The following is a 25,495-nucleotide window of genomic DNA, read 5'->3' as shown; positions in this document are numbered from 1 at the left end:
CGACCAGGGCTCCGCATCACGTTGTGAAACGGTGCCCGAGCATGAGCACTTCGCTGCACGGTCGGTTCAACGGTTGATGGACTGGATCTCCTGGACGATGACGTCCTGGTCGGCACCGAACTCGCCGTCAGGCAAAGGCTGGTCCGCGTTGACGCCGGTGCCCGTCCAGTGAATCTTCCACGTGACCGTAGCCTGGAGTTGATATGAGCCGTCGCCCGACGAGCGCAGGTACTTCACGCCGCACGGCGGAGTCTCGTCCGCCTTGCCCTTGGCGTACGCCTCACCGATCTGGTCGCCGTTCAGTTCGCACACGCCGGAGGCGGGATACGTCGTCGCGTCCGCCGTACCCGGCTCTATCTTCAACGAGACCGGCTCGGCCGTGGTCGTCGCCTGAACGTTCAGCAGCGGGACGGATGCCGTCACGGAGACCGGCTTGAACTTCGCCGCGTCCAGCCACGCCCACGTCGGCAGATTCACCTTCGTCGTGCCCTCCGGGGCCAGCTCGACCTTGGTCGAAGGCACCCTGATCTCGGCGTAAGCCAACTGGGCCAGCATCTCGGGGGTGATCGCCTGCGGGATCTCCGGGGGCGGCGGATCTCCCAGGTCCACCCAGAAGATCTCCTTGTCACAGTCGAGCGCTCCGGGATCGCCTTCCCTGCCCTCGGTGACATAGGAGTCCCAGAAGTAACCCTCGCCCGTCTTGTCCTTGTTGAAGTCCTTGTACGGCTCGCCGCCCTCGAACTTCTTCCGCTCCTCGGCGTCCCACTCGTACCCCGTGGACTCAGCCTGCCAGATCGGCTCCAGATGCTTCTTCAGCTGGTCCGGGGTGTACTTCGGGGCGTAATAGCAAGCGGGCGGAGTCCAGTTCGACGCCGAGGAAGTAACGGGGCCGGCCGACTGCCCGGTGCCGTTCTTCGAACGGTCGAAGACAACGGCTCCGGCAGTGGCGGAGAGGTTGCCCTTGCCGTCGCTATTGCCGGAGACAGGTGGCTTGGTTGGCTTCTGGCTTCCATTGCCAAAGTCGTCATCAGCCGATGCAACACCGGAGTTGGCCAAGAACATCAGGATCATCGCTGAGCCGAAAACGACTCCATACCTATTCATGGCTGGCATTTACTGCTTGCCCTCTCTGAAAGCATGTCCTGGGTCACCCACACCCCAGCCTTATTTTTCTTCAAGGCCGTGTTATAGAAAACGTAACTATTCTTGGTTACCGACGTCTTGTCGACTTTTCCAGTCTTGACGTACTTGTTATAGGCCTTACCTTGATCCTCGCAGTATGTGAGTGTCGCCGATCCGCCACTGCGGACCGTCACCGACTCGTTGTAGAAGCGGTAGGTCCCAGTAGTGCGAGCTCCGTGATCCACGAAGCGCTGCACGTATTTCTCCGTCGATGCCGCCAGCTCACCCTCCGCATAGAAGCGGTAGGCGGGGTCGAGTGCATCCTGGTTGGCGATGGCCTGGTCCGTGGCCTTGATGAACTGCTCACCGTCGGACAGGACTGCATTCCTGTCCGCGTCGCCCGTCTTCTTCCAGTCAAAGACGTAATGAAGATCCGACGGCAGTTCGATCTTCGGCCGCCCAGCCCCAGCCTCCTCGGACGCGCTCGGCGAAGCCGACTTCTCCGTGCCCGTGTCGGCACCCGCGATCTTGTCGTTGTCCTTCTCCTTGGAGCTGTCGCCACCACAGGCGGACAGCGACAAGGCCGCAGCGGCGGTCAGCGAGATCACTGCGAGCAAAGTGGGACGGCGGTTCACAGACAGCTCCCGATGGACTAGGGGGTCATGAGCACGGCCACGCTACCGAGGGTGCAGGAGACGACACCAGAGCGAATAACGAAGAGGGTGACGCCATATCGACCTCAACTCACGCAAAGGTCCATGAAGCAGCGCCCCATGGCGACCAAAGAGTGACCTGCACAGCACAGCACCGTTACGATGTTGACCTTCGCAAAGCCTCGCGCCAAAGAACGCACCCGGTACGGCTGGGTCGCTCGGGGCCGTCGTCGCCACAGGCCCACGGCGATCAGGGCTGGCACTGCTCGCTCCCCCGCTGGGAAACAAGCTCCTCCACAGCCCAGACGCCCTTCTTGTTCTTGTGCAGTTGGGCGCTGTAGCGGACGTAGCTGTTCCTGGTGACGGTCGTCTTGTTGATCTTCTTCGTCTCCAAGTACATGTCGTACCCCTTGCCTTGGTCCTCGCAGTACACGAGCGAGGCACTGTCGGCGTCCCTCACGTTGACGGTCGCGCCGTAGTAGCGAGAGGTACCGGTTGTGCGCGCCTTGGCCTTCACGTACGCCTTGATGTACTGCTCCGTCTGGGCAGCGGCCTCACCCTCGTAGTAGTAGAGGTACGCCTCATCCAGCGGGTCCTGGTTGGCGATGGCCATGTCCACCGCCTTGATGGACTGCTCCCTGTCGGCCAGGACCGCGTCCTTCTCCTTGTCGCCCGTCTTCCACTCGAAGGTGAGCGACAGATCCGCCGGCAGTTCGATCTTCGGACGCCCGGCCGCAGACTCCGCCTTCGCCGAAGCGCTCGGCGACGCCGACTCCTCCGTGCCGCTATCGGCGCCCGCAACCTTGCCTTTGTCCTTGTCGTTTCCCTTGCCCGCGTCCGTGGAGCTGTCGTCGCCGCCACAGGCAGACAGCGACAAAGCCGCAACGGCAGTCAGCGTGATCGCTGCGAGCAGCGTGGGACGGCGGTTCACAGATGACTCCCGGCGGAGGTGAGGGGGCACGAGCACCGTCACGCTACCGCTGGGCCGGTGGGGCCGGTGAGGGCCCGTGGGAGTCAGCGAGGCGGGGGCCGCTCGACTCGCCGAACCACCCCCGCCTGATTTCCCGTTACCGCTTCCCCGCTACTTCGCCCTCGCGCGGGCCCGGGTTCCGGCCTTCTTTGTTCCGTCCGGCCACAGCTGAGGGCTTCGCTTCGCCGCCAGGTCCTCGATCCAGCCGAGCGAGAGGATGGCGAGGCCTATCAGCGGCCAGATCAGGAAGAACGTCAACAGCGTGTACGTGGAGTCCAGTACGCCCTCCCACCGGGTGTTCATGAACGGGAGCCCGTAGAGCTGGTCCAGGATCGGGACCGTCGCCATGATGAGGAGGTTGTGCCACAGGTAGATCGTCATGGCACGGCTGTTGGAGAGGGTGACCAGCTTGTTCCAGCGTTTGAGGCGCCCTGGGAGTTCCTGCCAGGACGGGGAGACCAGGAGCAGGATGACGACGAAACCGAACGACCAGGTGGCCTGAGCCAACGGGATGTCGTTCAGGTCCCAGCCGTCGGGGCCCTTGTGACCCGACGCCCACCAGAGGCCGAAGGCCATCAGCAGGCTTGAGCAGGACACCGCCAGGTAGCGCGGAATCTTGTGCAGCATGCCCTCGTAGTGCGCGAACCCGAGGACCCAGCAGCCGCCGTAGACCACGAAGTCCGAGATCGCGTTGCCGGTCTCGCCGGGGATGGTGACAAGGCCCGTGCCGAAAACGGCCGTCAGAGCGAGCGGGGCCAGCAGCGTCGGCCACGGTGCCCTGCGGAACGCCCAGAGGAGCAGCGGGGACGCGATCACGAACCAGAGGTACGCGCGCAGGTACCAGAGCGGGCCCGCCGCCTGGACCGCCCACGACTGCTCCAGGAGGCCCGACTTGTCGCCGATGCTCCAGGGGTACGGCGGGGCGCCGATCGGGATGATGTAGTTGACGAGTTCGACGATGCCCCAGGTGCCGCCGTGGTCGGGGTCCTTGGATATGTCCCAGCCGGCGGCGAACATCATGGCGAGCATGACGGCGCCGAACACCCACATGGGTGGCAGGAGCCTGCGTACACGACCGCGGATCACACCCATGGCTGGACGTTTCAGCGAGCGGGCCATCAGCGAACCGGCGAGCGCGAACATCACGCCCATGGACGGGAAGAGCACCGTCAGCCAGGCCCAGCCGAACAGGTGGTACATGACGACGCGGATCAGTGCCAGAGTGCGCAGAAGGTCCAGGTAGCGGTCACGCCCTCCCTTCTTCTTCGGCACGGAGGCCGGCGGAACGGGAGGATCGGTCGGAGCAGGCGCGGTCCGCCCGTGCGACGTGCCTGACACGCCGGACACGCCGGACACGCCAGACACGCCAGACGTGGTGGACGTGGTGGACGTGGTGGACGTGGCTGACGATCGCTGCTCAGCGAACGCTCCCGCGCCCGGCCCGGCGGAGACTTCGTCCACCTGCGGCCACGCCGCCGTGGCTTCCATCCGGGCCTCCATCCGGGCCTCCGTACCCGCTTCCGTCCCGGCTTCCGTCTCGAACGGGGACATCACCCACGTCGTGTCGTACTGGGACTCCTCCGGATATCCCCGCGGAACCGAGTCGTCCTGATAGTTCCGCTGGTCCTGATGGTCGTCGGCCCGCTGGCGTGGCACCCCGAACGACGGGGTGTACTCCGGTGAGCCGTGGGACGGCGGTGTGGGCTCCGGTGAGGGTGCGCCCGGGTCCGAGGTGTGGCGGCCGTGTGTCATCCGACAGGCCTCCGCTCGCTGCCGCTCTCCGCGCGTTGTTGCGGCAGCGCGCCCGCCGCCCCCGATCCCGAGCCTGATCCCGAACCCGGTGTCGCACCCGGTGCCGAACCCACCACCCCCGTGCGCCGCAGTTTCTGCCAGCGCAGGCGGCCGCCGGTCAGGGCGGTGATCCAGGACTGGAGCAGGACGACGTACATGAGCTGGCGGTAGAGGATCTGTTGCAGGGGCAGGGAGATGAGGTGGGTCATGCGTTCCTTGTCCAGCCGGAAGGCGTACGCGGCGCACACCGCCTGGATGGCGAGCACGCCCAGCCAGGCGCCGATCGTCTTCTCCGTGGGGCCGAAGACCAGGCCGTACAGGAGGAACACGTCGATCAGGGGGGCCAGCAGCGGGGCCAGGACCATGAAGAGGGAGACCAGGGGCAGGCCCACGCGGCCGAAGCGGCCCGAGGGGCCCCGGTCGATGAGTGCTCCGCGGTGCTTCCAGATCGCCTGCATGGTGCCGTACGACCAGCGGTAGCGCTGGGACCACAGCTGCTGGACGGACTCCGGGGCCTCGGTCCAGGCGCGCGCGTTCTCCGCGTAGACGACCTTCCAGCCGTCGCGGTGCATCGCCATCGTGATGTCGGTGTCCTCGGCGAGGGTGTCGTCGCTCATCCCGCCGACGCGCTCCAGGGCGGAGCGGCGGAACGCCCCGACCGCGCCCGGGATCGTCGGCATGCAGCGCAGCATGTCGTACATCCGGCGGTCGAGGTTGAAGCCCATCACGTACTCGATGTGCTGCCAGGCGCCGATGAGGGTGTCGCGGTTGCCGACCTTCGCGTTGCCCGCGACGGCGCCCACGCTCGGGTCGCCGAAGGGCTGCACCAGTTCGCGTACGGTGGCCGGCTCGAAGACGGTGTCGCCGTCCATCATCACGATGAGGTCGTGCCGGGCGTTGGCTATGCCCCGGTTGAGGGCGGCGGGCTTGCCCGCGTTGTGCTGGCGTACGACGCGTACGTTCGGCAGCCGCAGGTTCTCCACGATGCGGGCGGTGCCGTCGGTCGAACCGTCGTCGACGACGACGATCTCGATGGGATGGTCGCTCGCCATCAGCGAGTGCACGGTGCTCTCGATGCACTTGGCCTCGTTGTACGCGGGGACCAGCACCGAGACCGGTTCGGTGATCGGCCGCCCCCAGCGGAAGCCCTTGCGGCGTACGCGTCTGGCGTGGGCCATGGAGAGGATGAGCATCAGGCCGAACCGGGCCATGACCAGGAAGCCGATGACCGCGAGGCAGACGACAAGGGCGCCGGTCATCTTGTCGGAGGCCTGCACCGCCCAGGTCCAGGCCTTGCCCTTCCACAGGTCGGGCCCGGTGACCTGGGTGTGCGCGCTGGGGGCACCGAGCGCGCCGGTGAGGTTGTCGAACTCGTACCCCTTCTTCTGCAGGTCGGGCAGGAAGCGGTCGAGCGCCTCGACGGTCTGGTGGCGGTCGCCGCCCGAGTCGTGCATGAGGACGATGGCGCCCTTGCCGCCCTTGGGCGTGGCGCGGCGGATGATCTCGTCGACGCCGGGCTTCTTCCAGTCCTCGCTGTCCGTGTTGTTGACGACGGTGAGGTAGCCGCGGCTGCCTATGTACTGGGTCACCGGCCACGACTTGTTGTCCATGGCGTCGGCGAACGAGGAGTACGGCGGCCGGAACAGCGACGTACGGATACCGGCCGCGCCCGCGAGCGCCAGCTGGTTCTGCGACAGCTCCCAGTCGATGCGGCTCTTGGACTGGAAGGAGAGGTCGGGGTGGTTGAAGGTGTGCAGGCCGACCTCGTGGCCCTCGTCGACCATGCGCTGGACCAGGGCCGGATAGCGCGAGGCCATCGTGCCGGTGACGAAGAACACCGCGTGCGCGTCGTGCTTCTTGAGGACGTCGAGGACCTTGGGCGTCCACTCGGGGTCCGGGCCGTCGTCGAAGGTGAGGACGAGGTGGTGCTTGGGCACGCTGAGGCTGCTGGTGCGGCCGCCGCGGGTGTCGATGACCGGCCCGCCGTCGATGATCTTCTCGGGTACGCGGTCGGTGGCGGCCTCGGGCTGGATGCGGTGGTCGGCGAGGATCTCGCTGTGTACGTACCCGCGCAGCATCAGCATCGCCATCAGGGCGACGAGGATCAGCGAGGGCAGCAGGTAGCGCATGGGCAGGCGTCGGCGCCGGGCGGCGCCCCGGGCTGCGCCGCGTTTGTGGGTGCGGGTTGCCATCAGAGGATGTTCTCCGGGGAGGACGAGAGCGAGGAGGACGAGGGCGGGCTCGGTTCGATGCGCGTCGGCTCTGCCGCGATCGGGCCTGCCGCGACGGTGTCGGTGCCCGCTCCGGCGGCGGTCTCCGTGGGACCGTCCGTGACGCCGGGGTCGGACGGCTCCGGATCGGGGTCCGGTGACGTGGGTGCGTCGTCGCTGGGATCGGGCTTGGGGTCGGGCGGGTTGTTGCCCGTGGTCGGCTTGGTGGTGGTCGCCGAGGGCTTGGGGTCGGCCGACTTGTCGGGCGCCGACTCGCTGGCCGACGGGTCGGACGAGAGGCTGGCTCCGGGTGTCGGCGTCGTGTCGTCGGTGCCGGAGACGCTCGCCTCGGGCGAGGCGCTCGCCGAGCCGGACGGGTCGGCGGATTCCGCGGGCAGCGGCGAGGGTTCGACCTTGCCGGCCGGGGCGTCGTTCTGCTGGTCCTTGATGGGCAGCCAGGGCGCGTTCGAGTTGCCCGATATGAGCGTGACGAGGATGACCACCGCGTAGACCGCGCAGGCCATGCCGACGGCCATGCCGATCCTGCGGTATCTGCGACTGCGACGGCCTGTCTCGTCGACGAAGACCGGCCCGTCCGAGGGTTCCTGGGCGCCCGGGGCGCCCTTGGCCTGCTGCACGAGCCAGTCGTCCAGCTGCCGTCCCACGCCGTCGAGCTGGACCGTGACCTCGTGCGGGTCATGGGTGTGCTCGGGGTGCTCGGACTCCTGCCAGGAGTGCTGGCCGGCCTCGGGGTCGAACACGGGACCCACGGTCGTCGCGGAGAGGCCGTCGACGTCCTGGACCCCGTACTGGCTCCTGTCCTGGCCGCCCTGGCCGCCGTCCCAGTCGCCGGCCCCGTCCTGGGCGTCCGCGTCCTGGTTCACGTCCTGGTTCCTGTCCTGGGCGTCGCCTCTCTGCCGCGGCACCGCCGCGGCTGCCTCCCGGCGAAACCACCCGTCGGACGCACTCGTGTCACCGGCACTGCCGACACCGCCGGCACCCTTCGGGGTGTCGAAGACGTCGGACGCACGGGTGCCGCCGCGGCCTGACCCGCTACGGTCAAAATCACCACGGAACGGCTGATCAGGCTGATTCGAGACCTGCCGAGCGGCCTCTTCACGCTCTTCACGACTCGGCCGGTCGGCTCCGCGCCCGCCCTGCTGACCGGAATCGTTCCGGTCCGGTTGAGCGTCTTCTGGCCAACTTTTCACGCGCACGTGCATCCCCCCACGGGACTCGTTCTGGGGTGGCGCGTGCGACCCGGGTACTCGCACGTCGTCGCCCGAACCGGACCCCCATCCGGTCCGAGCGCCCCCTTTACCACATTGCACCCGGGCCACGAATGTATCGCACGCAGCTATGCGTGAGGGTTCTGTGTCAGATTCAGCTCATCATGATGAGTGCGTCTGTGGCCGGAATCCATCCGCCCGGCGGCCGTTCCAGCCACCCCTCGTCCGCCGCGAGCCGTGCCGCCGCGGTACGCAGTGCTGCGACTCCGCGATGTACCAGTCCCTTTCGCCACACCAGGGACACGGGTGACAGCGGGACGGGATCGACGAGGGGTTTGAGCACTGATCCGGACATGGCCGGAAAATCCACGACAGCCAGCACAGGGGTCCGCGTCTTGGCCATGATCCGCCGGAACTCCTCGGTGCCGACGGCGAGGGGCGCGGGTGCCGCGACCGCGATCCCGCGTCCCTCGAAGAGCTGACGGGCCAGATCGGTCCATTCGAGCGTCCGGGGGTTCCCGGCTCCCGCGTACACCCGCTCACCCGCCAGGGCGTCCAGCGGTACGGCGTCCAGTGCGGCCAGGCGGTGGTCCTCGGGCAGGACGACGGCCATCGGCTCGTACCGTACGGGCTGCTGCTCCAGGCGGGTCCGGAGCGCCGGGTCCAGGCCCGCGAACCGGCCGAAGGAGACGTCGAGCCGGCCGGCCAGCAGCTCGGCGGCCGCTCCGGTGAGACCGCTCTCGAAGCGGGCCATCAGTTCACAGTCGGGAACGAGTTCACGGGCCAGCGCGAGGACCCGCCCGGAGGCGAGCCCGGGGCTGTTCACGTCCACGAGCAGAGGGCGTCCGGCGTCCGCCCGCCCGAAGGACGCGAGCAGCTTGTCCTGGGCCGTCTGGACCCGGCGCGACTGGCGAGTGCCGGCCGGTGGGGGCTGAGCGCGCAGTTCCCCGCGCCCCTAGGTAGGCGGGTGCCGACCCGGATTCACCCGTCCACCGAGCAACTGCGCGCGCCCACAGGGCCCGCCGGGCAAGGACGCGAGCAAGCTCGTCCTCGGCCTCTGGACCCGGCGCGACTGGCGAGTGCCGGCCGGTGGGGGCTGAGCGCGCAGTTCCCCGCGCCCCTGGGCAGGCGGGTGCCGACCCGGATTCGCCCGTCCGCCGAGCGACTGCGTGCACCCACAGGGCCCGCCCGGCAAGGGACAGCAGCCGCTCACCATCGGAAGTAGCGGGACACGGGCGAACGTTGATCCATGCCTCCACAACCTTCACGAACCCCCCGCCCACGCCCTCGCTCACGCCCCCAGTTGCCTCCCAACTCACGCCCCGAGTCGTGCCCCCGGCCCTACCCCCGGCCGCGACAGGAGCGCGTCATCGTCTTCGCTGTGACCGCCGACGCTCTGGTGCTGGCCGATTTCGGACCGCGGCGGCGGCCCGGCGGCGGCCGGAAACCATCCACTCGCCGCCCGTGCCGCCGGCTCATCGACGCCTGCCGTCGATACCTCACCTCCCGCGCGCCCCGCACCCCCTGACGCGCCCCGCCGCGTCCGGCCCGTCGAACGCCTGACCCAATTCCAGCGCACCCCATTGACTCCCCCAGGGCCCCCACCTACGTTCCCTCGTCGAAGCGCTTCGACGTATCTCGTCGAATCGTTTCGACGACCACTGCGTGATGCGTGTCTCGCGGTGAGTGATGTTCGCTATGCCCTTTTCTCTACCCATCCGACTCCCCCGGAGGCCCTGGATGTTGACGACACGACGACGTGTGATGGCGGCGGCAGCCGCGGTGTTCAGCACCACTCTGCTGCTGGCCTCCTGCGGTGATTCGGACAGTGGGTCCTCCGACGGGAAGACACTGAAGCTGTGGCACTACGAGGCGCCCAACAGCGCGATGGGCGTGGCCTGGAAGGAGGCCGTCAAGGAGTTCGAGAAGAGCCACCCGGGCGTCGAGGTGAAGTTCGAGGAGAAGGGCTTCGAGCAGATCCAGAAGACGGCCCCGATGGTCCTCAACTCCAATGACGCGCCCGACCTCATGGAGTACAACAAGGGCAACGCGACAGCCGGGCACCTCTCCCAGCAGGGGCTGCTCACCGATCTGTCGGCGGAGGTGACCTCGCGCGGCTGGGACAAGAAGCTCAGCGCCGGCGTGCGGACCACCAGCCAGTACGACGCCAAGGGCGTGATGGGCTCCGGGAAGTGGTTCGGGGTCCCCAACTACGCCGAGTACACGATGGTGTTCTACAACAAGGACCTCTTCAAGAAGTACGGGCTCGCCGAGCCGAAGACGTTCGACGAACTGACCGCCGTCATGGACAAGTTCGTCGACGAGGGCGTCACCCCGCTCGCCAACGGCGGCGCCGAGTACATGGCCCACCAGTACCTGTACCAGCTGGCCCTGTCGAAGGCCGACCGCTCCTGGGTGGACTCGTACGAGCTCTACAAGGGTGAGCCGGACTTCCACGACGCCGCCTGGACGTACGGCGCCGAGACCTTCGCGGACTGGGTGAAGAAGGGCTACATCAGCGAGAAGTCCACCAGTACGAAGGCCGAGGACGCCGCGGTCTCCTTCATCCAGGGCAAGAGCCCGATCCTGTTCTCCGGCAGCTGGTGGTACGGCCGCTTCGCCGAGGAGACCACGTTCGACTGGGGCACCTTCCTGTGGCCTGACTCGAACCTCACCCTCGGCTCCGGCGGCAACCTCTGGGTGGTCCCCAAGGGCGCCAAGAACAAGGAACTGGCGTACGACTTCATCGACATCACCATGTCGAAGAAGATCCAGAACCTGCTCGGCAACAACGGCGGTGTGCCGGTCGCCGCCGACCCCGCCGCCATCACGGACCCGCAGTCCAAGACGCTGATCTCCGACTTCAACACCCTCTCCGAGCGGGACGGTCTGGCGTTCTATCCCGACTGGCCGGTCCCCGGCTTCTACGACGTCCTCGTCTCCGAGACGCAGAAGCTCATCACGGGGAGCGCGAAGCCGGACGCCTACCTGGACGCGGTGAAGGCGGCGTACGACAAGGGCGTACAGGACCGATGACGGTCACCGTCGAACAGGGCGGCAGGGGTGCTCGAAAGGGGAGGAGCGCCGGCGCGCTCGAAGCGCGCCGGCGCCCGACGGCACCGCGTCGCCCCCGTGACTCGTACGCCCTGTTCCTGCTCCCCGGAGCCCTCGCCTTCCTCGTGATCGTCGTCGTGCCGTTCCTGATGAACACGGGCGTGAGCTTCACCGAGTGGCAGGGCGTCGGCAGCCCCGAGTGGACCGGGCTCGCCAACTACCGGGAGCTGCTGGACGACGCGCAGTTCTGGGCGTCGTTCCGGCACAGCCTCTTCATGGTCGTCGCGATGGCGGCCGTGCCGACGCTCCTCGGGCTCGTCCTGGCCGCCGCCCTCTTCGACTTCGTCGCCAAGCACTTCGGCAGCAGAACGGCCGCCGTGCTGCGGGCCTGCTTCTATCTGCCGCAGGTGCTGCCCATCGCGGTCGCGGGCATCGTGTGGAGCTGGATCCTCGCGCCGGAGAACGGCTCACTGAACGAGGTCCTGAAGGCGATCGGGCTCGGGAGCCTCCAGCAGGACTGGCTGGGCGACCCCGACCTCGCGCTCTACAGCGTCATGGGCGTGATGGTCTGGGTGCAGCTCGGCTTCCCGCTCGTCATCTTCATGGCGGGGCTGCAACGCGTCGACCCGCAGCTGTACGAGGCCGCCGAGCTGGACGGGGCCGGCTGGTGGCGGCGGTTCTGGCACGTGACGCTGCCGCAGATCAGGCCCGAGATCTACGTCGTGCTGCTCTGGTGCACGATCGCCGCGCTCAAGGTGTTCGGCGCGGTGTACGTGCTCACGAAGGGCGGTCCCGGCGGGGCGACCGACGTGCCGTCGTACTTCTCGTTCACCACGTTCTTCGAGAAGACACAGATCGGGTACGGCGCCGCGATCTCCACCGTCCTGACCCTGGTCGTCCTGGTGCTCGCCCTGGTGGGCCTGAAGCTCCAGACCCGGGCCGAGGACGCCGAACAGGGAGTTGTGCGATGACCGCCCCCCGCCTGAGCCCAGGCCCCGGTCCCGGCCTCGGCCTCGGCGTACGCCTGCGCCGCTACCCCGTGCTGCTCGCCCTGGGCATCGGGGCCCTGTTCATGGTCCTGCCCTTCCTGATCGTCGCGGTCAACGCGGTGAAGTCGCCCACCGAGTACTCGGCGAACGGCCCTCTCAGCCTGCCCGAGGGGCTCTACCTCGACGGTCTGCAGGACTTCTGGGAGCGCGTCGACTTCGGGCAGAAACTCGTCAACTCGGTCCTGATCAGCGGGTCGGTCGCGCTGGGCGCGGTCGTCCTGTCCGTCCTCAACGCGTACGCGATCGGCATCGGCCGGATCAAGGGCCGCACCTGGGTCCTCGCCTTCTTCGTGCTGGCGAACATGCTGCCGCAGGAGGCCCTGGTCTACCCGGTCTACTACCTGAGCAAGGAAGCCGGTCTGTACGACACCCGGCTGAGCGTGATCATCGTCTTCACCGTCATCCAGGCCGCCTTCGGCACGTATCTCCTCTCCGCCGTCCTCGGACAGTTCCCGCGGGAGATCATCGAGGCCGCCCGGATCGACGGGGCGAACAAGTGGCAGGTGCTGTGGCGGATCGTGGTGCCGGTCAGCCGGCCCACCATCGGCGTCCTCCTGGTCTTCTTCTTCATCTGGACCTGGAACGAGTTCCTGCTCCCCCTGGTGATGCTGATCTCCAACGACAACCAGACCGTGTCGGTGGCGCTCGGCGTCCTCCAGGGCCAGCGCCTGATGGACGCCACCATGACGAACGCGGCCGCGCTCCTCGGCGTCCTGCCCGCCATCGTCTTCTTCCTCGTCTTCCAGCGGACGCTCACCCGCGGCATCGCCGTGGGTGCCGTCAAGTAGGCCCGACAGGCCTGATAAGGGGTGTGCGCGTGAAGTTCACCGACGGCTACTGGCTGCTGCGCGAGGGCGTGAGCGCCGCCCACCCGGTCGAGGTCCTCGACGTGACCGCCGAGTCCGGGGCCCTGGAGATCCACGCGCCGACCCAGCCCATCCGCCACCGGGGCGACCTGCTGAAGGGACCTGTCGTGACGATCGGCGCGCACGCCCCGATGCCCGACGTCATCGGCGTCACCTTCACGCACTTCGAGGGCGAGGAGGCCCGTGGACCGCAGTTCGAGCTGGGCCGGGAGGAGTTCCGGGCCCACGCCTCGTACGACGACGACTCCGCGACCCTCACCTCGGGCGCCCTGTCCGTGCGGGTGAACCGCACCGGACCCTGGCACGTGGACTTCCTCGCGGACGGCCGCACCCTCACCGGCAGCGGACCCAAGGGCATGGGCATCATGCGGGACGCGGGCAGCGGCGGCCACTACCTGCGCGAGCAGCTGAACCTCCGGGTGGGCACGCATGTGTTCGGGCTCGGCGAACGCTTCGGACCGCTGGTGAAGAACGGCCAGGTCGTCGACATGTGGAACGCCGACGGGGGAACGGCCACCGAACAGGCTTACAAGAACGTGCCGTTCTATCTGACGGACGCGGGCTACGGCGTCTTCGTCGACCATCCCGGCCGGGTGTCGTTCGAGGTCGGCTCGGAGGCGGTGTCCCGGGTCCAGTTCAGCGCCGAGACCCAGCAGCTGACGTACTACGTGATCTACGGCCCGACGCCCAAGGACATCATCCGCAAGTACACGGCGCTCACCGGCCGTCCGGCGCTGCCGCCCGCCTGGTCGTTCGGGCTGTGGCTGTCGACGTCCTTCACGACGTCGTACGACGAGGCGACCGTCAGCTCCTTCATCGACGGCATGAAGGAGCGGGAACTCCCGCTGTCCGTCTTCCACTTCGACTGCTTCTGGATGCGCGAGTTCAACTGGTGCGACTTCGAGTGGGATCCCCGGGTCTTCCCGGACCCGGAGGGCATGCTGGCCCGCCTCAAGGAACGCGGACTGCACATCAGCGTCTGGATCAACCCGTACATCGCGCAGCGCTCCCCGCTGTTCGCGGAGGGCAAGGCGCTCGGGCATCTGCTGAAGCGGCCCGACGGCGGTGTCTGGCAGTGGGACCTGTGGCAGCCCGGCATGGCGCTGGTCGACTTCACGAGCCCGGCCGCCCGCGACTGGTACGCGGCGAAGCTGGAGGCGCTCCTCGCGCAGGGCGTCGACTGCTTCAAGACCGACTTCGGTGAGCGGGTCCCGCTCGACGTGGCGTACGCGGACGGCGGCGACCCCGAGCGGATGCACAACTACTACGCCTACCTCTACAACCGGACCGTCTTCGACGTGCTGCGCAAGCACCGCGGGGAGTCCGAGGCGGTCGTCTTCGCGCGCTCGGCGACAGCCGGCAGCCAGAAGTTCCCGGTGCACTGGGGCGGCGACTGCGAGGCCACGTACGAGTCGATGGCCGAGTCGCTGCGCGGCGGACTGTCCCTCGGCCTGTCCGGGTTCGGCTACTGGAGCCACGACATCGGCGGTTTCGAGGGCACACCGACGCCCGCCCTGTTCAAGCGGTGGCTCGCCTTCGGCCTGCTGTCCTCGCACAGCCGGCTGCACGGCTCCTCCTCCTACCGCGTGCCGTGGCTGTTCGACGAGGAGGCCGTCGACGTCCTGCGCCTGTTCACCCGGCTGAAGCTGCGCCTCATGCCGTATCTGTACGAGGCCGCCCGCACCGCGCACGCGGAGGGGGTGCCGATGATGCGCGCGATGGTCCTGGAGTTCCCCGACGACCCCGGGTGCGCGCATCTGGAGCGGCAGTACATGCTCGGCTCCGACCTCCTGGTCGCGCCGGTGTTCTCCGACGACGGCGACGTGTCGTACTACGTGCCCGAGGGCACCTGGACCCACTTCCTGACCGGCCGGACGGTGACCGGGCCCCGCTGGGTGCACGAGCGGCACGGGTTCTCCAGCGTGCCGCTCCTCGTCAGGCCGGGCGCGGTGATCCCGGTGGGCGCCGTCGAGGACCGGCCCGACTATCCGTACGCGGACGGGGTCACCCTGCACGCGTACGATCTGGCGCGCGGCGCGCAGGTCACGGTGGCCGTGGACGCGGTGACCTTCACCGTCGTACGGGAAGGGGACACGCTGCGGGCCTCGTCGAGCGATCCGGCGGCACCCTGGGCGCTGACGGCGGGCGGCCGGACCGTACGGGCGAGAGCCGGGACGGGGTTCCTGTCCTTGGAACTGGAGCAGGGTCCGGAGCCGGGTCTGAGGCAGGAACTGGAGCAGGAGCAGGGGCGGGAGCGGGGCTGAGCATGGTGAAGATCACCGATGTGGCACGGCACGCCGGAGTGTCCCCCAGTACCGTCTCCTACGCGCTGAGCGGCAAGCGGCCGATCTCCGAGGAGACCCGGCAGCGCGTCGAGGACAGCATCCGCGAGCTGGGCTACCGCCCGCATGCGGGCGCCCGCGCCCTGGCCAGCAGCCGGTCGAACGTGCTGGCGCTGGTGGTGCCGCTGCGGGCCGGCATCCACGTACCGGTGGTGATGCAGTTCGCGGTGTCCGTGGTGACGGCCGCCCGCCGCCACGACCACGACGTGCTGCTGCTCACCCAGGAGGAGGGCGAGGAGGGGCTGCGGCGGGTCGCGGACACCGCCCTCGTGGACGCGCTGATCGTGATGGACGTCCAGCTCCACGACGCCCGGCTGCCGTTGCTGCGCGCCCTCGACCGGCCCTCGGTGCTCATCGGGTTCCCGGCCGAGCCCGCCGGACTGACCTGCATCGACCTGGACTTCAAGGCGGCGGGCGAGCTGTGCGTGGAGCATCTGGCGGGGCTCGGGCACCGGGTGATCGCCCTGGTGGGCTCACCGCCCGAGGTGTACGTACGGGAGACGGGGTTCGCCCAGCGGGTGGTCCGGGGCTTCACGGCCGCGGCCGACCGCAACGGCATCGCCTCCTCGGTCCACCCGTGCGAGGCGGCGCCCGCGGCGGCCCGGCAGATCGCCGAGCGGCTCCTGCGGGAACGGCCCGCGCTGACGGGGGTCGTGGTGCACAACGAGCCGGTCCTGGAGCCGCTGATCGACGCCTTCGAAGCGCTCGGGTTACGGGTCCCGGGGGATCTGTCGGTCACCGCGATCTGCCCGGACGAGCTGGCCTCGGGCGTCCGGGTGCCCGTCACCTCGATCGCCATACCGTCCGACGAGGTGGGCGCCGGGGCGGTGGAGCTGCTGATGCGGAAGTTGGGCGGCACACCCGTACCGGAGGCGACGCTGCTGCCGCCCCGGCTGACGGTACGGGCGAGCACGGCACGGCGGACGACCGCGTGACCGTGGCGGAGCTGCCGTCCGTTCCAGGGCGGCCGTTCCAGGGCGGCCGGAGCCGGGAGCCGCCCTGGAACGGGCCTCACTCGCTCAGCACTTCGCCGGTTTGAGCCAGGCGCACTCCAGGTCCTCGGCACGGTTCCCGGCGCGCTCGGCCGCCCGCGCGCCGTCCGGCTCCGCCGTCACCGTGTCGTCCGCCGTGGAGCCCGCCAGGGTCACCACGATGGCGTCCTCCAGCGGTTTCACGGACGAGACGAGGTAGTTGTTGAGCACGATGCTGTAGACGAGTTCCCGTCCGTCCGCGTCCTTCACGTACCCGGAGAGCGCGGACGCCCCCGTCAACGACCCCGTCTTGCCACGGGCGTTGAGCGCGGCCGGCGTGCCGCACATCCTGGTCCGCAGGGTGCCGCCCACGAAGCGTTCGGAACCGCACGCGACCGGCAGGGACTTGTACCAGTCGGCGTACCAGGGCTCGGCCCGCACCGCGAGCAGCAGCTCGGCGAACTGCCCCGCGGTGAGGTTGTTCATCCGGGACAGCCCCGACCCGTCGACCTGCCGCAGCGTGCCGGTGTCGACGCCGACGCCCTTCAGATAGCCGGCGACGGCGGCGAGTCCCGCGTCCCAGCTCCCCTCGCCGGAGACCTTGTCGCCCATGGCCTTGGTGAGGATCTCCGCGTGCATGTTGTTCGACAGCTTCATGAACGGGATCAGCAGGTCCTTCAGCGGCATGGAGGCGTGCGAGGTGAGCTGCCGTGCCGCCGCGGGTGTGGCGCGCCCGAGCTTCGTGGCCCCGGTGACCTTCACGCCGTGCGCGGCGAGCGCGTCACGGAACACGGCGGCGGCGTACCCGGTGGGCTCCCACACGCTCACCCATTCCTTGGCACCGGAGCCGCCCACCGGGGTCGTACCGCTGACGACGATCGTGTTGGTGCCGTGCTCCCGCTCCACGGTGAGGTCGTTCGACCCGCCCGCCGCGACCGTCGTGGCCCGTACGTCGATGTCCACGTACTTCGTCTTCGGGGTGAGCGTGACCTGGGGCTTGTCGCCGGCCGCCGTACCCGGTGCGACCTGGACGATCACCGACCCGGTGTCGTAGTCGGTGTCCGGCGCGACACTCAGCGCGCTGATCTGCGCCGAGTAGTACGCGGACTCGTCGTCGGCGGCCCAGGAGCGGCCGAGGCGGCTGCTGTCGAAGCGGGTGTCGTCGGCGAGGAGCCGCCCGTCGACCCGTGTGACGCCCGACTCGGCGACACGGGCGGCCAGGGCGTCGTAGTCCTCGGCCAGAGCGGTCGGGTCGCCGGTGCCGCGCAGATACAGGTCGCCGCTCAGCGTGGAGCCGTGCCGGCGCCCGGTCGTCAGGACGTCCGTGGTGAACGTGTGGTCCGGTCCGAGGATCTCCATCGCGGCGGTCGAGGTGAGCAGCTTGGTGTTGGAGGCGGGCATCAGGCGTGAGGTGGGCGCCCGTTGGTACAGCACGTCCCCGCTCGCGGCGTCGGCGACCACGACGCCGGCCGCTCCGCCCGCCAGCCTGCTGTCCCCGAGGATGGTGTCGATGGCCTCCGGCAGCCCGCTGCTTCCGCCGTCCGCCCCGGCCGGCGCGCTCCAGCCGAGCCCGGCCACCAGCATCCCCAGCACCACGGCCCAGGTCCACCGGCTCCCGCGCCGGTGGGGAGTTCCGTGAGATCTGTATCTGTCGGCTTCTCCGAGTCGTCTCATGCGACAGCAGCATCCAGGACGACGGGCCCGGAGAACAGTGCGCGACCCCTACGGGCATGGCGCGGGTACGACGAAGGCCCGGGTACGACGAAGGCCCCGCTGCCTGGGCAGCGGGGCCTTCGTGTCACGCAAACATGGGAAAGTGGAGATGGCGGGAATCGAACCCGCGTCCAACGGTGCGGAATCAGGGCTTCTCCGAGCGCAGTTCGCTGAGATTTTCTCAGCCCCGGAGATCACGCGAACAAGTCTCCGACGGGCTCAGTCACTGTTTGATTTCCCATCGAACCCCGTGACCGGGCTCGACGGTTTAGTTCCCTAGATTATGCCAGGGTCCGGGTCGGGAACACCCCCGGGCTGACACCCATTATGGGTCCTTCAGTCGCTACTTATTAGGCAGCGAGGGCGAAGGACTGGGAATCGCTCTTGGAATTGGCGATTATTGGTTGCGACATATGGTTAACGAGATCATTGCCGCTTCCTCGGCTCGCTTCCCCTGCTTCGACATCCGCTGTCGAAACCGATCATCCCCATGTTGTTTTTTCAAACCCTCCGAGGAGGGCGCGTGCACCTGCTGTGAGGTGCAGTGCCATCGTACGTGACCAACGCGCGTCGATGCCACTGTATTCCCCGGCGGTCCGCATTCCCGGCGGTCGGCCGCCGGGTGCCCTACTCGCCGCGCTGCTTGCGCTTGACCGCCGCGATCGCCCGGTCCGACTCGCGCCGGTCCTGCTTCTCGCGCAGCGTCTGGCGCTTGTCGTACTCCTTCTTGCCTCGGGCGAGCGCGATCTCGGCCTTGGCGCGGCCGTCCTTGAAGTACAGGACCAGGGGCACGATCGTGTGACCCGTCTCCTCGGACTTCGACGACAGCTTGTCGATCTCCTCGCGGTGCAGGAGCAGCTTGCGCTTGCGGCGCGCGGAGTGGTTGGTCCAGCTGCCCTGGCTGTACTCCGGGATGTGGGCGTTGTGCAGCCACGCCTCGTTCCCGTCGATCTGGACGAAGCCGTCGGCCAGCGAGGCACGCCCCTGGCGCAGCGACTTCACCTCGGTGCCGGTGAGCACGATCCCGGCCTCGTAGACATCGATGATCGCGTAGTCGTGCCGGGCCTTCTTGTTCTGCGCGACGATCTTGCGCTTGCCGTCCTTGACCTTGCCCTGCGTTCCACCGCCCTGCTTCGGCTGGGATTCCTTCGGTACGTACATGCCCTTGCTCATAGTGCTGGCCATTTTCGCACTAGAGGGGGGCCGGAGGGAAAGCCGATTACCCGGGCCGCCGCACGGCCGGGCCGCGACGGACGGCCGCGAGGGGTTACGGGGGACGGCCCTGAGGCGCTACGAGGGGTCCCCGAGCCCGCTCAGCACGGTCTCGGCGCGCTCCAGGGCGCCCTCCTCGACCTCCAGGTCGGGGGCGATGCCCCGGGCGTCCACGGTGCGTCCCGAGGGGGTGCGGTAGTGCCCGACCGTCAGCTCGGCGACGGATCCGTCGGGCAGCCGGCTCGGCATCTGGACGGAGCCCTTGCCGAAGGTCCTGGAGCCGACGACGACCGCGCGGCCGCGGTCCTGCAGACCGCCGGTGAGCAGCTCGGCCGCGCTCATCGTGCCGCCGTCGACGAGCGCGACCAGGGGTCTGGCGGTGTCGCCGCCGGGATCGGCGTGCAGGGCCCGCTGGTCGCCGTTCACGTCGTACGTGGCCACGAGGCCGCCGTCGAGGAAGGCGGAGGCGGCGGTGACGGCCTCGGTGACCAGGCCGCCGGAGTTGCCCCGCAGATCGAGGACCACGCCCGAGTCCACGGGCGCGTCGGCCACGGCGGTCCGTACGAGGTCTCCGGAGCCCTTGGTGAAGGCGGAGACCTTGATGACGGTGATGCCGCCGGGCAGTTCACGCGCGCTCACGGAGTCGGTCGACAGCCGCGCCCTGCGCAGGGTCTCGCGCCACGCGTGCGTGCCGCGCTCCAGACCGAGGTCGACGGTGGTGCCGGCGTCGGCGTCGGTGGCGTCCCCCCGCAGTAAGGAGACGACCTCGGTGACGGGCCTGCCGTCGACCCGGTGGCCGTCGACGCTGCGCAGCCGGTCGCCCTCGCGGATGCCGGCGGTCGCGGCGGGCGAGCCGGACCGCACCCGGGTCACCTCGATGCGTCCGCCGCGCTCGCGCCGGGCCCAGAGGCCGACTCCGGTGTACTGGCCGTCGAGGGCCTCCTCGAACTCCTCGTACTCGCCCTGGGAGTAGACCGCGCCCCAGCGGTCGCCGCTGCGGCTGACGGCCCGCTCGGCCGCCTCCACGGGGGACTTGCCGTCGGCCATCGCCTCGGCGGCCGCGTCGGCGACGTCGTCCTGGTGGCCGCCCTGGGCGGTACGGGCCGACGGGGTGGCGGTCTTGCGGCCCGGGGTGTCGAAGGAGCCGGTCGCCGCACCCGCCGCGAGGACGCTCGCGAAGACCAACGTCAGGGCCGCCCCGCGGCGGATGCGGCGGGGCTGACAGAACAGGTCGCGGCCTGACATGCCGGTGAGTCTAGGACAACGAGAAGGGCCGTACCGGCGGTTGCCGGTACGGCCCTCTTGGCATGTGTCACACCTTCAAGTACTTGCGCAATGCGAAGAACGCGGCCAGCGCGGGCATCAGAAGGCTGGTCGCGAGGATCAGCGGCAGCTTCGTGAGAACGGCGTCCCAGCCGATGAAGTTGATCAGATTCAGCTTCTCGGACAGGGCCAGGCCGTGGTCGATGATGAAGTACCGCGCGATCAGCAGGAAGGCGCAGGCGACACCACCGCCGATCAGTCCGGCGACGGCGGCCTCCATGATGAACGGCGCCTGGATGTAGAAGCCGGAGGCGCCCACCAGGCGCATGATCCCGGTCTCACGCCGACGGCTGAACGCGGAGACACGCACCGTGTTGACGATCAGCATCAGCGCGACGACGAGCATCATCGCCATCACCGCCCGCGCCGCCCAGTTCATGCCGTTGAGGAGCCCGAAGAGGTTGTCGAGGATCCCCTTCTGGTCCTGCACGGACTGCACGCCGTCCCGGCCGTCGAAGGCGGTCGCGATGACCTGGTACTTCTCCGGGTCCTTCAGCTTGATGCGGAAGGACTCCTGCATCTGGTCCGGGGTGAGCGAGGCGGCGAGCGGTGAGTCGCCGAACTGCTCCTTGTAGTGCTTGTAGGCCTGGTCGCTGGACTCGTGGCTGATGTTCTCGACCACCGCCATCTTGTCCAGGTCGGTCTGGATCTGCTTCTTCTGCTCGCTGGTGACCGCTCCCTTGGCGCAGTTGGGGTCGGACTCCGCGTCGCTCTTGTTGCAGAGGAAGATCGAGACGTTGACCTTGTCGTACCAGTACCCCTTCATCGTGCCCACCTGGTCGCTCATCAGGAGCGAGCCACCGAACAGGGCGAGGGACAGGGCGACGGAGACGATGACGGCGAAGGTCATCGTCAGGTTGCGGCGGAGACCGACACCGATCTCCGACAGAACGAACTGGGCGCGCATGGCGTCTTCTCAGGCCTTTCCGTGGACGGACGCGTGGGGTTCGCGGTCAGTGCTGATAGCCGTAGACGCCACGCGCCTGGTCGCGGACGAGGCGACCCTTCTCCAGCTCGATGACACGCTTGCGCATCTGGTCCACGATGTTCTGGTCGTGCGTGGCCATCACGACGGTGGTCCCGGTCCGGTTGATCCGGTCGAGCAGCTTCATGATGCCCACCGAGGTCTGCGGGTCCAGGTTTCCGGTGGGCTCGTCCGCGATCAGCAGCTTGGGCCGGTTCACGAACGCTCTCGCGATCGCGACGCGCTGCTGCTCACCGCCGGACAGCTCGCCCGGCATCCGGTCCTCCTTGCCGCCGAGGCCGACGAGGTCGAGGACCTGCGGGACGGACTTGCGGATCTCGCCCTTCGACTTGCCGATCACTTCCTGCGCGAAGGCGACGTTCTCGGCGACCGTCTTGTTGGGCAGGAGGCGGAAGTCCTGGAACACGGTCCCCAGCTGGCGGCGCATCTGCGGCACCTTCCAGTTGGAGATGCGCGCGAGGTCCTTGCCCAGCACGTGCACCTGGCCCTGGCTGGCCCGCTCCTCGCGCAGGATGAGCCGCAGGAAGGTGGACTTTCCGGAGCCGGAGGAGCCCACCAGGAACACGAACTCTCCGCGCTCGACCTCCAGGGAGACATCCCGGAGGGCGGGGTGGGTCTGCTTGGCGTAGACCTTGGAGACATTGTCGAATCGGATCACGGATGCACCACAGGCCGTCGGGGTATCGGGGGCTAGACGAGCGTGACCTTACGCGACCCGGGTACACCGGCGCAGGTGCCGGGACGGGTTGCTTGAGGGTTGTGCGCATTTGTACCGGGCACATATACGGGAGGGGCTCGCCGGAGCCCCGTCTGGGGCGCGGGGAGAACCGCCCCGCCCAGCCCCCGCAAGGGCTCCCGCACGGGAACCCGCGCACCTTCCGGAGGAACCTGGCACAGTGGAGGGGGAACGGATCCGTTCCCGAGAGCGTTGTCCACATGGAACCGGTGCAAGGAGGGCGAGCGCATGACGTACGACCGGCTGGTGTGCGCGAACTGTGCCGCGCCCGTGAACGAGGGCCGCTGCCCCGTCTGCCGTGCGAGCCGTCAGCGGCTCCAGCACGAGGGCCCCTTCGGCGGGCTCAACCCCATGGCGCTGATCGCACTGCTCGCCGTGCTCATCGCGGCGGTGGCACTGCTGGCGCACCAGACCGCCTGAGCGTGGATGCAGCCGTGGCGACAGCCATGGAGACACTCGTCACACGATCGCGGAGCATCGGGTGCCGGGGCCGCGCCGGCACGGACGAATGATCAGCTGAGGACATGCGAGAAGGGCCCGGAGCTGGTGGCTCCGGGCCCTTCTCACGTCCTCACGCGTGGCCACGCGAGGACGTCTGTGGCGTGCTGTCAGGCAGCGGCGCCGCGGCCGTTCATGAGACGCGGCAGCATACGGAAGCCGATGCCGCCGGCGATCATCGTCGCGGCGCCGATCAGCAGGTACGTGATGTTCTCGGCGGCGCCGGTCTCGGCCAGCTCACCGCCGGTGCCCTGGGCGGAGGTGTCCGAACCGGTGTCGGTCAGGCTCTCCTTGCCCTCACCCTGCTCGACGGGGTTGGAGCCGCCGCCGTCGGGGTTGTTGTTGTTGCCGCCGGAGCCGCCGCCGTTGTTGTCGTCACCCGGGGTGCTCGGCGCGTCGGTGGGGTCGTCGGTGGGCCCGTCGGTGGGCTCCTCCGTCGGCTCGGTGGGCTCCTCGGTGGGCTCGGTCGGCTCCTCCGTGGGCTCCGTGGGGTCGTCCGTGGGGTCCGTCGGGATCACGGTGGGGTCGTCAGTGGGATCCGTGGGGATCGTCGGGTCGTCGGTCGGGTCGTCATCGGCGACATTGATACCGACCCCGAGCTCCACGCCGGCGACGTTGGCGTTGATGTCGAGTGCCGAAGCGGCACCGGCGGCGGTCAGTGAGGCACCGGCGGCGATCACCGCGCCGGCGGCTATCCGCGCGACCCGGATCCGCGTCTTCTTGGTCATCTGGCTGCTACCCCCAGTAGCTCATCGTCAAATGGTGCAGCGCCCGGGGCCGCGACATCGGGGTGGCTCAGTGAAGCCCCCGGTTCACACGCGCCCCAGAAATACGCATGCCACGCGTCAGCCTTCCTATTTTTCAAAGTCGCGTCAAGGTCGTTGCGACCGCGATGTCCAGATGAAGGTCTTTTGACCGGCACAGCGTCATGTGAGTGTGATGTAAAACCCACACATCAGCCGACACAGCCCATCAGAAAGGGCAACTACCGTCCGGTGGACCGCAGTTGCCCTGCTGGTTGCTCTGTCGACAAAGTGACGTGAGCGAATGTCGCTTACTTCTCCTGCTGCTTGCGCCAGCGAATTCCGGCCTCGAGGAATCCATCGATCTCACCGTTGAAAACGGCCTCGGGGTTTCCGACTTCGCACTCCGTGCGCAGGTCCTTGACCATCTGGTACGGGTGCAGGACGTACGAACGCATCTGGTTGCCCCAGGAGTTGCCGCCGTCGCCCTTGAGCGCGTTCATCTTGGCCTGCTCCTCCTGGCGGCGCCGTTCGAGCAGCTTGGCCTGGAGGACGTTCATCGCGGTCGCCTTGTTCTGGATCTGCGACCGCTCGTTCTGGCAGGAGACGACGATGCCCGTCGGGATGTGGGTCAGCCGCACCGCGGAGTCCGTCGTGTTGACGCCCTGTCCGCCGGGTCCTGACGAGCGGTACACGTCCACGCGCAGCTCGGACTCGTCGATCTCGACGTGGTCGGTCTGCTCGACGACGGGCAGCACCTCGACGCCGGCGAACGACGTCTGGCGGCGGCCCTGGTTGTCGAAGGGGGAGATCCGCACGAGCCGGTGGGTGCCCTGCTCGACCGAGAGCGTCCCGTACGCGTACGGGACCTGGACGGCGAAGGTGGTCGACTTGATGCCGGCCTCTTCCGCGTACGAGGTCTCGTAGATCTCTGTCTTGTATCCGTGCTGCTCGGCCCACCGGAGGTACATGCGCTGCAGCTTCTCGGCGAAGTCCGCGGCGTCGACGCCGCCGGCCTCGGCGCGGATGTTGACGAGGGCCTCGCGGGAGTCGTACTCGCCCGAGAGCAGCGTCCGGACCTCCATCTCGTCCAGGGCCTTCTTGACGGCGACGAGCTCGGTGTCGGCCTCGGCACGGGTGTCCGGGTCGTCCTCCTCCTCGGCCATCTCGAAGAGCACGCTGAGATCGTCGATGCGTCCGCGGAGGGTCTCGGCCTTGCGCACCTCGGCCTGGAGGTGGCTCAGCTTGCTGGTGATCTTCTGCGCCGCCTCGGGGTCGTCCCAGAGGGACGGAGCCGCTGCCTGGTCCTCGAGCGCGACGATGTCCGCCCTCAGCTTGTCGAGGTCCAGGACGGCCTCGATCGACTCCATGGTCGAGGAGAGGGACTTGAGCTCTTCGGATACATCGACGACTGCCACGCCCCCCAGCGTAACGGCTCCGCCAAGTTGGCTCCGCCCTGAGTACGGGGCCGTGCGGCCACGGCCCTTCTCCCGCCCCCGGGGGCTGCGCCCCCAGACCCCCGCATCGGCCTGAACGGCCTCGTCCTCAAACGCCGGACGGGCTGAAAGACCACGACGGCCGGGCGGCACTGAAAAGCAGGGCGCAGCCCGCTTCTCAGGGGCGCGAGGAACTGCGCGCCCAGCCACAACCGGCCCACACCCGGCGAACGGCCCGCTTTCAAGGGGCGCGGGGAACTGCGCGCCCAGCCACACCCCACCCGCACTCGACGCACACACCCGGGGAGGCGAGGGCGAAGCCCCGCCCTCAAGGGGCGCGAGGAACTGCGCGCTCAGCCCCCACCCACCCGCACCCGCCGAACGGACCCGAGAGGCGAGGGCGAAGCCCCGCCCTCAAGGGGCGCGAGGAACTGCGCGCTCAGCCCTCACCCACCCCGCACCCGCCGGACGGACCCGGGAGGCGAGGGCGAAGCCCCGCCCTCAAGGGGCGCGGGGAACTGCGCGCTCAGCCCCCACCCACCCGCACCCGCCGGACGGCGAACCGTAGGGGTTCGGGGGCGAAGCTCCCCGA

General features: G+C 68.7%; 19 protein-coding genes, 1 other RNA gene and 1 pseudogene. 6 read left to right on the top strand and 15 right to left on the bottom strand.

The window, feature by feature from the left end; genetic code table 11:
- Positions 1-66 precede the first annotated feature (66 nt).
- The 7 genes and pseudogenes from ACLVWQ_RS28835 to ACLVWQ_RS28805 all read right to left on the bottom strand — a co-directional run.
- On the bottom strand, positions 67-1,113 hold the full coding sequence (locus tag ACLVWQ_RS28835; RefSeq protein WP_414112126.1) for a hypothetical protein: 1,047 nt from the start codon (positions 1,111-1,113) through the stop codon (positions 67-69).
- Positions 1,101-1,730, bottom strand: coding sequence for a hypothetical protein (locus tag ACLVWQ_RS28830; RefSeq protein WP_414112125.1), 630 nt, complete (start codon positions 1,728-1,730; stop codon positions 1,101-1,103). Before ACLVWQ_RS28830 ends, ACLVWQ_RS28835 begins: the two co-directional genes overlap by 13 nt.
- A 295-nt stretch (positions 1,731-2,025) precedes the next feature.
- A complete protein-coding gene (locus tag ACLVWQ_RS28825) occupies positions 2,026-2,652 on the bottom strand; it encodes a hypothetical protein (RefSeq protein ID WP_414112124.1) in 627 nt (208 codons plus the stop codon).
- Between the two features lie 204 nt (positions 2,653-2,856).
- Complete coding sequence (locus tag ACLVWQ_RS28820) at positions 2,857-4,233, bottom strand: acyltransferase family protein (RefSeq protein ID WP_414112177.1); 1,377 nt, start codon at positions 4,231-4,233, stop codon at positions 2,857-2,859.
- Between the two features lie 260 nt (positions 4,234-4,493).
- A complete protein-coding gene (locus ACLVWQ_RS28815; RefSeq protein ID WP_414112123.1) occupies positions 4,494-6,728 on the bottom strand; it encodes a glycosyltransferase in 2,235 nt (744 codons plus the stop codon).
- The gene (locus tag ACLVWQ_RS28810) at positions 6,728-7,630 is read right to left on the bottom strand and encodes a hypothetical protein (protein ID WP_414112122.1); all 903 of its coding nucleotides are present in this window, start codon (positions 7,628-7,630) and stop codon (positions 6,728-6,730) included. Before ACLVWQ_RS28810 ends, ACLVWQ_RS28815 begins: the two co-directional genes overlap by 1 nt.
- 499 nt (positions 7,631-8,129) lie before the next feature.
- Positions 8,130-8,882, bottom strand: a pseudogene (locus ACLVWQ_RS28805) (LysR substrate-binding domain-containing protein); the annotation flags it as partial.
- An 833-nt stretch (positions 8,883-9,715) separates the two neighbouring features.
- Between ACLVWQ_RS28805 and ACLVWQ_RS28800 the strand changes: the two are divergent.
- Genes ACLVWQ_RS28800 through ACLVWQ_RS28780 form a run of 5 tightly spaced genes read left to right on the top strand, consistent with a single transcriptional unit; the run spans position 9,716 to position 16,221 of the window.
- Positions 9,716-11,011, top strand: coding sequence for an extracellular solute-binding protein (locus ACLVWQ_RS28800; RefSeq protein ID WP_414112121.1), 1,296 nt, complete (start codon positions 9,716-9,718; stop codon positions 11,009-11,011).
- A complete protein-coding gene (locus tag ACLVWQ_RS28795; protein WP_414112120.1) occupies positions 11,008-12,000 on the top strand; it encodes a carbohydrate ABC transporter permease in 993 nt (330 codons plus the stop codon). Before ACLVWQ_RS28800 ends, ACLVWQ_RS28795 begins: the two co-directional genes overlap by 4 nt.
- Positions 11,997-12,866 carry a carbohydrate ABC transporter permease gene (locus tag ACLVWQ_RS28790; RefSeq protein WP_414112119.1) on the top strand — a complete coding sequence of 290 codons (870 nt, stop codon included), beginning with the start codon at positions 11,997-11,999 and terminating at the stop codon, positions 12,864-12,866. Before ACLVWQ_RS28795 ends, ACLVWQ_RS28790 begins: the two co-directional genes overlap by 4 nt.
- A 29-nt stretch (positions 12,867-12,895) precedes the next feature.
- Positions 12,896-15,208, top strand: coding sequence for an alpha-xylosidase (yicI, locus tag ACLVWQ_RS28785; RefSeq protein WP_414112118.1), 2,313 nt, complete (start codon positions 12,896-12,898; stop codon positions 15,206-15,208).
- 2 nt (positions 15,209-15,210) lie between these two features.
- Complete coding sequence (locus ACLVWQ_RS28780) at positions 15,211-16,221, top strand: LacI family DNA-binding transcriptional regulator (protein WP_414112117.1); 1,011 nt, start codon at positions 15,211-15,213, stop codon at positions 16,219-16,221.
- A gap of 84 nt (positions 16,222-16,305) precedes the next feature.
- Here the strand turns inward: ACLVWQ_RS28780 and dacB are convergent, their stop codons facing one another.
- From dacB to ftsE, 6 genes are all read right to left on the bottom strand, one after another.
- Complete coding sequence (dacB, locus tag ACLVWQ_RS28775; RefSeq protein ID WP_414112176.1) at positions 16,306-17,841, bottom strand: D-alanyl-D-alanine carboxypeptidase/D-alanyl-D-alanine-endopeptidase; 1,536 nt, start codon at positions 17,839-17,841, stop codon at positions 16,306-16,308.
- A 230-nt stretch (positions 17,842-18,071) separates the two neighbouring features.
- Positions 18,072-18,460, bottom strand: a transfer-messenger RNA (tmRNA) gene (gene ssrA / locus ACLVWQ_RS28770).
- A gap of 137 nt (positions 18,461-18,597) precedes the next feature.
- Positions 18,598-19,131, bottom strand: a complete 534-nt coding sequence (smpB, locus tag ACLVWQ_RS28765) for an SsrA-binding protein SmpB (RefSeq protein WP_414112175.1) — start codon at positions 19,129-19,131, stop codon at positions 18,598-18,600.
- A gap of 129 nt (positions 19,132-19,260) precedes the next feature.
- Positions 19,261-20,427 (bottom strand): S41 family peptidase, encoded by a 1,167-nt coding sequence (locus ACLVWQ_RS28760; RefSeq protein ID WP_414112116.1) that lies wholly within the window; start codon positions 20,425-20,427, stop codon positions 19,261-19,263.
- 67 nt (positions 20,428-20,494) lie between these two features.
- Entirely contained in the window at positions 20,495-21,412 is a 918-nt protein-coding gene (gene ftsX / locus ACLVWQ_RS28755) for a permease-like cell division protein FtsX (RefSeq protein WP_414112115.1), read from the bottom strand.
- A gap of 46 nt (positions 21,413-21,458) precedes the next feature.
- Positions 21,459-22,148, bottom strand: coding sequence for a cell division ATP-binding protein FtsE (ftsE, locus tag ACLVWQ_RS28750; RefSeq protein ID WP_149514170.1), 690 nt, complete (start codon positions 22,146-22,148; stop codon positions 21,459-21,461).
- Between the two features lie 306 nt (positions 22,149-22,454).
- On the opposite strand from ftsE, the gene ACLVWQ_RS28745 reads away from it, so the two are divergent.
- A complete protein-coding gene (locus ACLVWQ_RS28745) occupies positions 22,455-22,646 on the top strand; it encodes a hypothetical protein (protein WP_414112114.1) in 192 nt (63 codons plus the stop codon).
- Positions 22,647-22,834: 188 nt separating this feature from the next.
- On the opposite strand, the gene ACLVWQ_RS28740 is transcribed toward ACLVWQ_RS28745, so the two are convergent.
- On the bottom strand, positions 22,835-23,452 hold the full coding sequence (locus tag ACLVWQ_RS28740; RefSeq protein WP_414112113.1) for an LPXTG cell wall anchor domain-containing protein: 618 nt from the start codon (positions 23,450-23,452) through the stop codon (positions 22,835-22,837).
- A gap of 326 nt (positions 23,453-23,778) precedes the next feature.
- Complete coding sequence (prfB, locus tag ACLVWQ_RS28735; protein WP_414112112.1) at positions 23,779-24,885, bottom strand: peptide chain release factor 2; 1,107 nt, start codon at positions 24,883-24,885, stop codon at positions 23,779-23,781.
- Positions 24,886-25,495 lie beyond the last annotated feature (610 nt).

The organism is Streptomyces sp. CWNU-52B (assembly GCF_047444975.1).
Classification (GTDB): domain Bacteria; phylum Actinomycetota; class Actinomycetes; order Streptomycetales; family Streptomycetaceae; genus Streptomyces.
This window is presented reverse-complemented; position numbering and strand designations above follow the sequence as displayed.

Coding starts and splice junctions, on each gene's coding strand:
- ACLVWQ_RS28790 (WP_414112119.1), top strand. CDS start 11,997: ATGACCGCCCCCCGCCTGAGCCCAGGCCCCGGTCCCGGCCTCGGCCTC.
- ACLVWQ_RS28780 (WP_414112117.1), top strand. CDS start 15,211: ATGGTGAAGATCACCGATGTGGCACGGCACGCCGGAGTGTCCCCCAGT.
- ACLVWQ_RS28760 (WP_414112116.1), bottom strand. CDS start 20,427: ATGTCAGGCCGCGACCTGTTCTGTCAGCCCCGCCGCATCCGCCGCGGG.
- smpB (WP_414112175.1), bottom strand. CDS start 19,131: ATGTACGTACCGAAGGAATCCCAGCCGAAGCAGGGCGGTGGAACGCAG.
- ACLVWQ_RS28795 (WP_414112120.1), top strand. CDS start 11,008: ATGACGGTCACCGTCGAACAGGGCGGCAGGGGTGCTCGAAAGGGGAGG.
- ACLVWQ_RS28800 (WP_414112121.1), top strand. CDS start 9,716: ATGTTGACGACACGACGACGTGTGATGGCGGCGGCAGCCGCGGTGTTC.
- ACLVWQ_RS28820 (WP_414112177.1), bottom strand. CDS start 4,233: ATGGAAGCCACGGCGGCGTGGCCGCAGGTGGACGAAGTCTCCGCCGGG.
- ACLVWQ_RS28815 (WP_414112123.1), bottom strand. CDS start 6,728: ATGGCAACCCGCACCCACAAACGCGGCGCAGCCCGGGGCGCCGCCCGG.
- ACLVWQ_RS28835 (WP_414112126.1), bottom strand. CDS start 1,113: ATGCCAGCCATGAATAGGTATGGAGTCGTTTTCGGCTCAGCGATGATC.
- ACLVWQ_RS28740 (WP_414112113.1), bottom strand. CDS start 23,452: ATGACCAAGAAGACGCGGATCCGGGTCGCGCGGATAGCCGCCGGCGCG.
- ftsX (WP_414112115.1), bottom strand. CDS start 21,412: ATGCGCGCCCAGTTCGTTCTGTCGGAGATCGGTGTCGGTCTCCGCCGC.
- ACLVWQ_RS28745 (WP_414112114.1), top strand. CDS start 22,455: ATGACGTACGACCGGCTGGTGTGCGCGAACTGTGCCGCGCCCGTGAAC.
- dacB (WP_414112176.1), bottom strand. CDS start 17,841: ATGCTGGTGGCCGGGCTCGGCTGGAGCGCGCCGGCCGGGGCGGACGGC.